The organism is Actinoplanes sp. NPDC020271 (genome assembly GCF_044388125.1).
GTDB lineage: Bacteria > Actinomycetota > Actinomycetes > Mycobacteriales > Micromonosporaceae > Actinoplanes.
This window is the reverse complement of sequence record NZ_JBIRWQ010000030.1, coordinates 109,028-119,627: the sequence shown is the minus strand read 5'-3', so window position 1 is coordinate 119,627 and position 10,600 is coordinate 109,028. Positions and strand designations below refer to the sequence as shown.

At 69.8% G+C, this 10,600-nt stretch carries 9 protein-coding genes and 1 pseudogene; 9 read left to right on the top strand and 1 reads right to left on the bottom strand.

The window, feature by feature from the left end; all coding sequences use genetic code 11:
* Positions 1–215 (top strand): annotated as a pseudogene (locus ACH442_RS40810) (hypothetical protein); the annotation flags it as partial.
* A gap of 91 nt (positions 216–306) precedes the next feature.
* Here ACH442_RS40810 and ACH442_RS40805 read toward each other — a convergent pair.
* Entirely contained in the window at positions 307–1,134 is an 828-nt protein-coding gene (locus ACH442_RS40805; protein ID WP_396343497.1) for an NYN domain-containing protein, read from the bottom strand.
* Between the two features lie 307 nt (positions 1,135–1,441).
* On the opposite strand from ACH442_RS40805, the gene ACH442_RS40800 reads away from it, so the two are divergent.
* The 8 genes from ACH442_RS40800 to ACH442_RS40765 all read left to right on the top strand — a co-directional run bounded on the left by ACH442_RS40800 (position 1,442) and on the right by ACH442_RS40765 (position 10,507).
* Positions 1,442–1,741: a pilin gene (locus ACH442_RS40800; protein WP_396343496.1), complete on the top strand. Its 300-nt coding sequence runs from the start codon at positions 1,442–1,444 to the stop codon at positions 1,739–1,741.
* A 76-nt stretch (positions 1,742–1,817) separates the two neighbouring features.
* Positions 1,818–2,639 carry a conjugal transfer protein TrbL family protein gene (locus ACH442_RS40795; RefSeq protein ID WP_396343495.1) on the top strand — a complete coding sequence of 274 codons (822 nt, stop codon included), beginning with the start codon at positions 1,818–1,820 and terminating at the stop codon, positions 2,637–2,639.
* Positions 2,636–3,526 (top strand): PrgI family protein, encoded by an 891-nt coding sequence (locus tag ACH442_RS40790; protein ID WP_396343494.1) that lies wholly within the window; start codon positions 2,636–2,638, stop codon positions 3,524–3,526. Before ACH442_RS40795 ends, ACH442_RS40790 begins: the two co-directional genes overlap by 4 nt.
* Before the next feature lie 41 nt (positions 3,527–3,567).
* Positions 3,568–5,274 (top strand): VirB4 family type IV secretion system protein, encoded by a 1,707-nt coding sequence (locus ACH442_RS40785; RefSeq protein WP_396343499.1) that lies wholly within the window; start codon positions 3,568–3,570, stop codon positions 5,272–5,274.
* On the top strand, positions 5,271–7,739 hold the full coding sequence (locus ACH442_RS40780; RefSeq protein WP_396343493.1) for a type IV secretory system conjugative DNA transfer family protein: 2,469 nt from the start codon (positions 5,271–5,273) through the stop codon (positions 7,737–7,739). Before ACH442_RS40785 ends, ACH442_RS40780 begins: the two co-directional genes overlap by 4 nt.
* Before the next feature lie 205 nt (positions 7,740–7,944).
* Positions 7,945–8,799: a replication-relaxation family protein gene (locus tag ACH442_RS40775; RefSeq protein ID WP_396343492.1), complete on the top strand. Its 855-nt coding sequence runs from the start codon at positions 7,945–7,947 to the stop codon at positions 8,797–8,799.
* Between the two features lie 326 nt (positions 8,800–9,125).
* Positions 9,126–9,827: a hypothetical protein gene (locus ACH442_RS40770; protein ID WP_396343491.1), complete on the top strand. Its 702-nt coding sequence runs from the start codon at positions 9,126–9,128 to the stop codon at positions 9,825–9,827.
* 92 nt (positions 9,828–9,919) lie between these two features.
* Complete coding sequence (locus ACH442_RS40765) at positions 9,920–10,507, top strand: hypothetical protein (protein ID WP_396343490.1); 588 nt, start codon at positions 9,920–9,922, stop codon at positions 10,505–10,507.
* Positions 10,508–10,600: the final 93 nt, after the last annotated feature.

Genomic DNA, 10,600 nt, shown 5'->3' with positions numbered 1-10,600 from the left:
GCCTGATCAGCGACGAAGCCGCCGAGCTGATCAGCGCGACCCGCTTCGGTGACGCGCTGATCGAGCAGCTCGCCGCCGAGCAAGGCACCACCGCCCCGGCGCTGCGGATGCGGCGCCGCCGCGCCGAACGAGTCGTGGCGGCCGCAGTCACCCGCGGCGACCTGTCCGGCACCTTCGCCGCGAACGATCGCCGACCTAGCACGACGGCAGCGTGAGGCGCCGCTGACATCAGCCGGTCGAGGCCGCACCGAGCATCCGCTCGGTGCGGCCTCGCTCCGTTTCAGCCGGGCGTCATCTCAGCTGCGCTCACGACGTTGAGGCGATCAGGCGCACGGTGATGTCGTTGCCCGAACGCCCTGCGGTGGCGACCCGAAGCGGCAGGCGGTTAAGGAAGTCGCGGAAGGTGCGGCAGCCGTAGTTGGCCTGGTCGAACGACGGGTCCAGCACGAGCATCTTGTTCTTGACGGTGCCGGCGGTCGGGGTGTCGGTGCCGATCTGCTCGAAGGCGCGCACCAGCAGGTCTTCGGCTGCGGCGATGTCGAAGACGGCGGTCACAGCGGGTCTGGCGGCCGGTTCGACCTCGGCGACGACGGTGCCCCAGAACTTGTACTCCGAGCACACCGACACCAGTCGTTGGCTGGCCGTGGCTTGCGTGCCGACGCCGACGACGTGTTTGCCGAACTCGCGCAGCCGGTGAACCAGCGGCGAGTAGTCGCTGTCGCCGGTGACCAGGATGAACACGTCTACGTCCGGGTGGCTGATGAGGACTTCCATCGCGTCGACGGCCATGCGGATGTCGGCGGCGTTCTTTCCGGCCACGCCGTGGTGGGCGATCTGGACGAGGTCGACGCCGTTGTTGGCCAACGCTGGCTGGTAGCGGCCGAAGCCGGTGTTGGCCCAGTCGGCGTACGCCTTGCGGATGGAGGCGTTGCCGTAGAACCCGCGGCACAGGTGGGTCAGCGCCTTCGCAGGGATCGGTTCGCTCTGCCCGGGAAGGCCCTTGCCGGCGCCGCACACCAGGTTCTCGAAGTCGATGAACACCGCTACCCGCGCTTCGGGCGAGTACCGCGTCAACGGCGGTGTCCGCATCCACCGGTCGAGCGATCCCTGCCTCGGGCTCACCACGTCGTCCATTAGAGCGCCTTCCGTGCAGTCCGGATGTCTCTTGCCGTGCTGACCGATCGTGTCAGGTCGTGACAGGAGCGGCACGAGTTCGATCTCCCTGACAGCGCGGATCTGGGCGGTGCATGTCATCCACGGCATGCCCGCCCGGTGGGGACTACCCCAGCGGCGAAGTTCTGATGGTCCGGCGTGGCTGGCGCGGCGCACTGACACCGCAACCCTTCGCCACACGCGAGGAGGAGCGCCCCCACCGGACCTAGCCAGGTCTTCGCCCGGTCCCCACCGCGGCGGCCCCGCAGAACTCTGTGGAGCGCCGCGAATGCACACCACTCTCAATGTCCTGTCCGATCTCGCCGTGGCCGCTGCCGTGCAGCCGCTCGCGGCCCCGAAATCCCTTCCGCAGGTCATCGCCGGCATCACCGGCTGGATCATGGGCATCATCGCGGTCGTCGCGACGATGTTCCTGGTCATCGGCGGCCTTCGCTACATGGCCGCCGGAGGCGACCCCGCCCAGGTCGAGCAGGCCAAGGGCAACTTCAAGTCTGCACTGATCGGCTACGCCCTCGCCGTCTTGGCCCCCGTGGTCCTGAAGGTGCTCCAGGGAATCCTGGGCGGCTGATCACATGACCGACTGGCTGATGGACGGCCTGGTCAACTGGCTCGCCGAGAAGGTCGTCGACCTTCTCGGCGCGCTGGTGACCCTGCTGACCTCCACGGTATTCATGACACCGGACGTCACCGTTCTACCGCAGGTCAAGTCGATCGCCGACAAAAGCACGCTGGTGGTCAACGCCTGCTTCATCCTCGCCATCATCGCGGTCGGCATCGCCTCCATGACCGGCGAATCGATCCAGATGCGCTACGGCATCAAAGAGCTCATTCCACGGCTGGTCGTCGGCTTCGTGCTGTCGGCGTTCGCCATGCCGCTGACCGCCGAGCTGATCAGCATCGCCAACGCGCTGACCGTGGCCATGACCGGAGTATCCGCGCCGACGACAGAGACGATCAACTTCGTCAAAGCCCGCCTCAAGGCGGCATTGTCCGACGACAACAACGCGGTGCTGATGGCGATCATCGGCCTACTGATCGTCGTGCTGATGTTCATGCTCGCCGTCAGCTGGCTGATCCGGGTCGGTGTGCTGATCATCCTGGCCGGAATCGCCTCGGTGGCGCTGGCCTGCTACGCGACCCCGTGGACGCAAGGAGCCGCCGCGCTGTGGTGGCGGTCGGTGCTGGGCTGCCTGGCCACACCCGCGTTACAAGCCGTCGCCTTCACCGCGGGCATCGACCTGGTTCTCAATCCGAAGGCGAACCTGCCGATAGTCCTCGGCCAGCCCAACTCCGACCTGTTGAATCTGCTGCTGGTCATCGTGCTGCTGTGGGTCACGATCAAGATCCCGTCGCTGATGGGCAAGTACGTGACGCAAAAGGGATCGAACATCGGCGGAATCGTGCTACGCGCGGTGTTCATCCAAGGCATCGCCCGCCGTGTGCCGCTGTTGCGAGGCATGCGATGACCGGCGAGGACACCACACCCCACGCGCCGGTTCCGGCCAACGTCAACGACCCCGACCGCATCGCGTTCGGGCTCACCTTCCGCCAGCTCGCCATCATCGGCGGCCCCGGCCTGGCCGGGCTCGGCTGCTACCGCGTGTTCGGCCCGCTGCTGCCCCCGGTCGTCTGGATCGTCGCCGGGATGATCCTGTTCGCCGTCACCGTCGTGGTCGCCCTCGGCCGCCGCGACGGCCTGCCGCTGGACGTGTGGCTACGCCACGGCGTCGCCCTGTCCCGCAGCCCGCGCACCGTGACTCCGGGTCAGCCGCGCGCCAGCTCGGTGGCGGCCGTCGCCGGCAAGCCGAAGGTTCCGGCCCCGCTGCGCTCGCCGGTCACCAGCATCAGCCCGGCCGGAGTCCTCACCAGCGAAGGCAGCAGCAAGGTGCTGATTGCGTGCGGCACCACGAACATCCATCTGCGCACCGGCAGCGAGCAGGCCGCGCTGCTGGACGGCTTCGGCCGGTTCCTCAACTCGCTGACCGGCCCGGCGCAACTGCTCGTCGCGGCGCAACGGCATGACCTGAGCGTCTACGCGCAGGCGACCGCCGACTTCGCGCCCCGCCTGCCGCACCCGGCGTTGCGGACCGCCGCCGATGACTACGCTGCGTTCCTGCTCGACCTCGACGCCGAGCGTGATCCGCTGCGCCGCCAGGTCCTCGCGGTCATCACCGGCGAACACGGAGCCGACGCCGCAGTGCGCGCCTTGTCCGGCCTGGGCGTCGAAGCCGCCGCGCTGGACGGGCCGGCCGTCGCGTCGGCCCTGGCAGGAGCCGTCGACCCCTTCAACCCTCCGGTGCCCGGCCCGCGCGCGGTGCCCGGCGCCCCCATCACTGTGCGGAGCACCCCGTGAACCTTGTGAAGGCCAAGAAGAAGATCACAGCCGGGCAGGACATGCCCTCCCCGGCTGCGTTGTCGATCACCCCGGCACACGTGAAGGTCGGCGACGGGTACGCCGCCACGTTCGTTGTGTGCGGCTACCCTGCCGAGGTCGGTCCAGCCTGGCTCGACCCGCTGCTGTCCTACCCCGGACGCGTCGACGTCGCCGTCCACATCACACCGGTCGCGCCGCAGCTGGCTGCGCCGATGCTCAAACGCCAGCGCGCCCGACTCGAATCATCGCGCCGCCTGGACGCCAACCAGGGCCGCCTCGGCGACCCGATGACCGACGCGGCGGCAGCCGACGCCGCCGACCTCGCCGAACGGGTCGCCCGCGGCGCGGCGAAGCTGTTCGACACCGGCATCTACGTCACCATCCACGCCCGCGACCTCGACGAGCTGCGCACGGTCATCATCGGGGTGAAGTCGGCCGCCGCCAGCGTCTTGCTGGACTTGCAACCGGCCACGTTCCGCCACCAGCAGGGCTGGATCACCACGCTACCGGTCGGAGTGGATCCGCTGCGGATGCGCCGCATCCTCGACACCACCGCCCTGGCGGCGGCGTTCCCGCTCGCCTCGGCGGACCTCGCCGCCCCGGCTCCGGGCGTCGTCGCCCCACCCGACGGCGTGCTCTACGGGCTCAACACCACCAGCAACGGGGTGGTTCTGTGGAATCGGTGGGCGCAAGACAACCACAACTCGGTCGTGCTGGCACGCTCGGGCGCGGGCAAGAGCTACTTCGTCAAACTCGAAGTGCTGCGCAACCTGTACCAGGGCACCGCCGTGTCGGTCATCGACCCGGAGGACGAGTACACCCCGCTCGCCGAACACGTCGGCGGCACGGTCGTCCAGCTCGGCGCACCCGACGTGCGGGTCAACCCGCTCGACCTGCCCGCCGACGACCGGCCCGACACCCTCACCCGGCGTGGCCTCTACCTGCACACCCTGATCTCGGTCATGCTCGGCGCGACCCCGCCGCCGGCCGAACGAGCCGCCCTGGACCGGGCGATCACCGCCACCTACGCACACGCCGGAATCAACGCCGACCCGGCCACCTGGCACAAGCCCGCCCCGCTGCTGCGCGACCTCGCCGCGACGCTGGCCGAGGACGACGATCCGGCCGCTGCCCAGCTTGCGGCCCGGCTCGCGCCGTGGACGGGCGGGAACTTCTCCAGCCTGTTCGACGGCCCGACCACCGCGGCCCCGGGCGGGCACCTCGTGGTGTGGTCGCTGAGGCACCTGCCCGACGAGCTACGCACGGTCGGCACGCTGCTCGCCTTGGACGCGATCTGGTCGAGCATCGACGCTCCGGCCACCGGCGCACGCCGGCGGCGGCAACTCGTCGTGGTCGACGAAGCGTGGCTGCTGATGCGCGACGGCGAAGGCGCACGGTTCCTGTTCCGCATGTCCAAGGCCGCCCGCAAACGCCTCGCCGGGCTGTGCGTGATCACGCAGGACGCCGCCGACGTCCTGTCGACTGACCTTGGCCTGGCCGTGGTGTCGAACGCCGCGACCCAGGTCCTGATGCGCCAGTCCACCCAGTCGATCGACGCCGTAACCGAGGCGTTCGGCCTGACCGCCGGAGAAGCCCGGATGCTGCTGGCCGCATCGCGTGGGGAGGGCCTACTGGTCGCCGGGCGGTCACGGATCCCGTTCCGCAGCGTCGGCTCGGCCGCCGAACACAAGATCGCCGTCACCGGGATCGGCGAGGTGAACGCATGATCACCGCACCGACGTGGCCCGCTGATCTCGCCTACTGGATTGTTGCCCGGCCGTGGATCGGCGCGGTGGCCGCCGCGCTGATCGTGGCCGGGGTGTTCGGCCACTCCCAGCTCCTCAACTGGCGGCACCGCCGCTTCGTCACCGGCGCCCGGTGGGTGACGATCGCCGCGCCGCCGGAGGTGACCGCCGAGGCCGCCGCCGCGTTCTGGACCACCCTGGTCGGGGTGCTCACGCCGTCGGTGTGGCGGCGCAGGCTGTACGGCTACCCGCACGTCGGGTGGGAGTACACGTGGACCGGCCGCGCCTTGTCCATTCGGGTGTGGGTGCCCGGCACCGTGCCGCCCGGCGCGGTGGAGGCGGCCGTCCGGGCGGCCTGGCCCGCCGCGACCCTCACTGTCGAGAACGCGGACGCCCCGATCCCGGCCGCCGTGGGCGAGCAGGCGGGCGGGGCGCATTGGCCGCAGCACGCCGACGTGCTGCCGCTGCGCGTCGAGCACGACGCGGACCCGTTGCGGGCGCTGCTGTCGGCCGGGGCGGAGGTTTGGCACCGCGAGTACGCGTGCGTGCAAGTCCTTGCCCGGCCCGCGTCGGCCCGCCGGGTGCGGGCGGCCCGCCGGTCGGCAGCCACCAGCGGCGGCCATCAGGGCGGGCGGCCCGATCCGGCGACCCGTGCCGCCGCTGGCGCGGCCCGGCTGGCGATCGAGCCGCTGCTGTGGTTCCTTGAGGTATTCCTTCCGGGACCGTCCCGGACTCGTACTCCGGCGAATTCCATGGCCGGGCGCTCGGCCGACCGGGATCCGGTCGCCGGGGCCGAGGCGCGCACGGTGGTGGACAAGGCCGTGCGGGTGCCGCACTTCGAGATCGCGGTCCGGTTCGCCGTCGCCGCTCAGCCGGACAAGAGGCCGCCCACGCCGGAACGCACCACAGAAATTCAGCGGCGGCTCGCCGGATTGGGGCACACGATCGCCTCGGCCGCCGCCGCGTACACCGGCCCGAACCGGCTGCGCCGGATGAAGATGCCGCACCCGGTCGCCACCCTCGCCGCACGGCGGCTGCGGCGCGGGTTCCTGGCCACCGTGCCGGAGCTCGCGGGGCTCGCCGCCCTCCCACAGGACCTGGCGGTGCCCGGTTTGGATCGGGCTCGGGCCAAGGCGGTGCCGGCGCCGGTGCAGGTGCCCAGCGGTGGCCGGGGCGTGAAGATGCTGGGCCGCTCGCAGGTCGGGAACCACAAGGTGGGGCTCAAGGTCATTGACGCGCGGCAGCACATGCACATCGTCGGCAAGACCGGCGTCGGCAAAAGCACGCTGTTGCTGAATCTGATCCTCGGCGACATCAAGGCTGGGCGGGGGACCGTGGTCATCGACCCGCGCGGGGACTTGATCAACGACATCCTCGACCGGCTCCCGGCCTCCTACGCCAACCGGATCCACATCATCGATCCGGATCAGGAGAACCCAGCCTGTTTCAACCCGCTCGACGACCAGGGCGACGTCCATTTGGCAGTGGACAACCTCGTCGGGATTTTCGCGAAGATCTTCCAGGGCCAGTGGGGGCCGCGCATGGACGACACCATGCGCGTCGCGTGCCTCACTCTCATGCGGCATGCGAAGCCCACGCTGAGCCTCGTTCCTTCGCTGCTGCAGGACCGGCAGTTCCGGGGCCGGTTCACCCAAGGCCTGGACGACCCGGACGGGCTCGGCGGGTTCTGGCTCTGGTACGACGGCATCAACGAGCAGTTCCGCGGCCAGGTCATCGCGCCGGTCCTCGCGAGGCTGCGGGCGTTCCTGCTGCGGGACTTCGTTAAGAGCGTGATCGGCAACGCCCACAGTTCGTTCGACATGGGCAAGGTCCTCGACGGCGGAGTGCTGCTATGCCGGCTGCCGAAAGGGCAGCTCGGTGAGGAGACCAGCCGGATCCTCGGCTCGCTGATCGTCGCCCGGGTCTGGCAGGCGGCCATCGCCCGCGCAGGCATCCCCGAGGATCAGCGCAAAGACGCCACGTTGTACGTGGACGAGGTCCAGAACTTCCTCACCTTGCCGGGCTCGGTCGGCGACATGCTGGCCGAGGCGCGCGGGTACCGGCTCGGCCTAGTGATGGCCCACCAGGACCTTGCGCAGCTGCCGAGGGACGTCGCCGCGGCGATCAGCGCGAACGCCCGCACCAAGGCGATCTTCAACGTCGACCCGGCCGATGCGCGGGAGCTGTCGCGGCACACCAAACCCGAGGTGGACGAGCACGACCTCGCACACCTTGACGTGTTCACCGCTGTGGCCCGGGTGCTGGTGGACAACCGGGAACTCCCGGCCTTCACCTTCGTCACCAACCCGCCGCCGGAGCCGGACGGGGAACCGACCGCGATCCGCGTGGCGTGTGCCGCTGCGAATACGCCCGCCGGGGAGGAACCGCCGATGCAGCAGCTCGCCCGCACGGCGATGAAGCGGCGGATGGCCGACCGCGACCGCTGACAGCCGGTGCGTCCGGGGGCTCGTCTGGGTGCGGCATTGGGGGCTCGTTTGGGGGTGTCTGCGAAACGAGGTCCCAGACGAGCCCCCTGCGCGTCGCCTGTCAGGTGTCTGAGCTGTGCGGATACCGGCGGCGGCCGTCTCACAGTCAAGATCCACATGTCCAGACTCCCTACAGGGTGTCTCTCTCCACCAGGGGGTGATCACTATGCCGTTTTCGCGTACGGCCAGCCTGCTGGCCATCTATCCCCATATCACCCCTCGTGATCGTCTACTCCTCCAGCTCCTCGACGACCATCAGGTCCTGACCACCGGCCAGATCCACCGGATGCTGTTCATCGCCCGAAGGACCTGCCAGCTACGCCTCAACGAGCTGGCCGCCCTAGACCTGGTGGAGCGGTTCCGGTTCTCCCGCGTCGGCGGCGGCAGCCAGCCCTGGCACTGGACGCTCGGCCACAACGGGCACCGTTTCCAGGCCGCCGCCCACGAACGGCCGGAGCCCACACCGAGGACCAGCAACCAGACCGTGCAACGGCTATCGGCGAACCCGCACCTGCCGCACCTCGTGCTGGCCAACGAGTTCTTCGTCCGCCTGACCGAGCACGCCCGCCGGCACCCGGACACCCGCCTCGACCGGTGGTGGTCCGAGCACGTCACCACCAAGCAGTACCGGACCATCACCGCCGACGGACACGGCCTCTGGACCGCCGGCCCCGTCACGATGGGCTTCTTCCTTGAAGCCGACACCGGCAGCGAGCCGCTCGGCCGCCTGGTCGCCAAACTCGACCGGTACGCCAAACTCATCCGCCGTGGCGGCCCGCAATACCCGGTGCTGTTCTGGCTCGGCACCGAGCAACGCGAAGAACATCTGCACCGGCAACTGCCCGGCCAGCACACCGCCGTCCCGGTCGCGACCTCCGTGCACGCCAGCGAACCCGCCGCCCGCGTGTGGCTGCCGCGGGGCGCCACCGGCCGAGTCGAGCTGGCCGAACTGCCGAGCGACCACGGGCAGCCGGTCGCGGACAACCCCAACTACGACGATGACGGCGTCTTTGTCCTCTGACAGCCGCTGACAGCTCGATACCCCAACCTGTCAGCCCAGCTCAACGGCATGATCGCTATTCCTGACAGAAGCGGCGCTGTCAGGCCGCGAAGCTACGGTGCAGTTTCTTCTTTTTCTTTTGTTCGCACCGCCGCCCGTCTCGGCCCCCTTTGCGGGACTGCCCCGCGCCTGGCCCAGCTCACCTCATAGCCCACCTTCCCGGTCGGCTCGTGGTCTGCGCCCCGCGCATCTCTTCGGCAGTTTCCCGCCGGTCCAGACGCCGCGATCCGGTGGCACCACCCCCGGCAACACCAACCCAAACCCCGCTTCGCGAAAGGAGCACCGCCATGCCCGCCAACGACCCCCTCACCGATCAGATCGTCACGGTCTGCTTCAACCCCGGCGAAGACGCCGACTGGTTCGCCGCCAGCGAGAAGGTCAACGACCTCATGAACGCCAACGGCACCCCGGCCCGCCGGTTCCGCGTGCGGCACCGCAAGTTCATCGGCTGGTTCACCCGGTTCCTCGGGTACTACCTGCTCGACGCCGCCCGCAAGTTCGGCGCCATCACCCTCGCCGCCGGAGGCCGCAAGAGCCGACTCGACCTGTCCGGCATGTCGCAGATCGCCGCGAATGAGGCCATCGCCCGCTGGCGCGCCTGGAACATGCACATCAACGCAACGACGAAGCTCGCCCGGCCCTGGGAGGACTACCTCGCCCAGCACCACGCCGACCCCGCCAAGGTCAGCCTGACCGAGGCCCGACGCCGCTTCGAGCAGCAACCCCGCGTCCTGGCGATGCTCGCCTTCAACGGCGGCCACGTCTTCGACCCCTACGAGCTGTCGCTCTACCAGGCCGGCGAGGCCGCTTACGCGGGTCTCTACTGGCGAGTCGCCCTCGTCGGCGACGCACTGATCACCACTGACGGACGCATCATGCGGCCCGCTACCAACACGGCCGCGGACCGACTCCGCTTCCTCAACGAGGCGTGCACGTACCTGCGCACCCTCCACAACCGCGCACGGCTGTGCGCCGTCGACATCGCCTGACCCACCACATTCCGCGCACCTCGAAGACCGGTCGCAGCCCCGCTGCAACCGGTCTTCGGCGTGCCCGGACTACCCCGAAAGGAGACCCCGAGATGTACCTGGACCTGGTGGAGAAGTGGATCGTCCGGACCACCGGCCGAACCCTCGATCAGCACGCTGCCGATCCCATTCCGGCCGCCGCGCACCTCCCGGCGAACGCCGACGCGCTGCGCCTCGCGCGCGAAGTGCTGCTCAACGCGGTGGACGAATTCCGTACCCAGCTCATCAACGGTGACGACCTGACCGGCTCGGCCACCGTGCTGGCCAGCACGCTCGACGCCATCACCGAGTACGTCAGCGACTACGAAAGTGCTCGCATCCACCTCGACCGGCTCATCAACGATCCCGACCGCACGGCCTATGTCGCCACGAACCCCGTGCAGCCGGTTCGGCGGCGCTACGTCAACCCCGGCGACACCGTCCTGATCGTGCTGCCGCACCTCGCGTACCTGCGCCAGCAGAAGTTCGCCGGGCGAGCCGTACGAGCGCAGATCCACACGGCAGACGTCGAACTCGACCCCGGCGAGTTCCCCGGCCCTGTCCGCCTGGCGCATGGCCTCGCCGGGATCTACCGCGACCGCGTCGAGGACCGCCTCTACCACCTGCGGGCCACCGGCGAACGCCGGATCTCCCGCCACTGATCACCCCGGTTCCTGCCGGGTGTTCGCGTGCGGCCACCCGTGGCCGGTGCGCGCCTTCGAGAACCACCACCCCCGCACCGTCCGGTGCCCGGG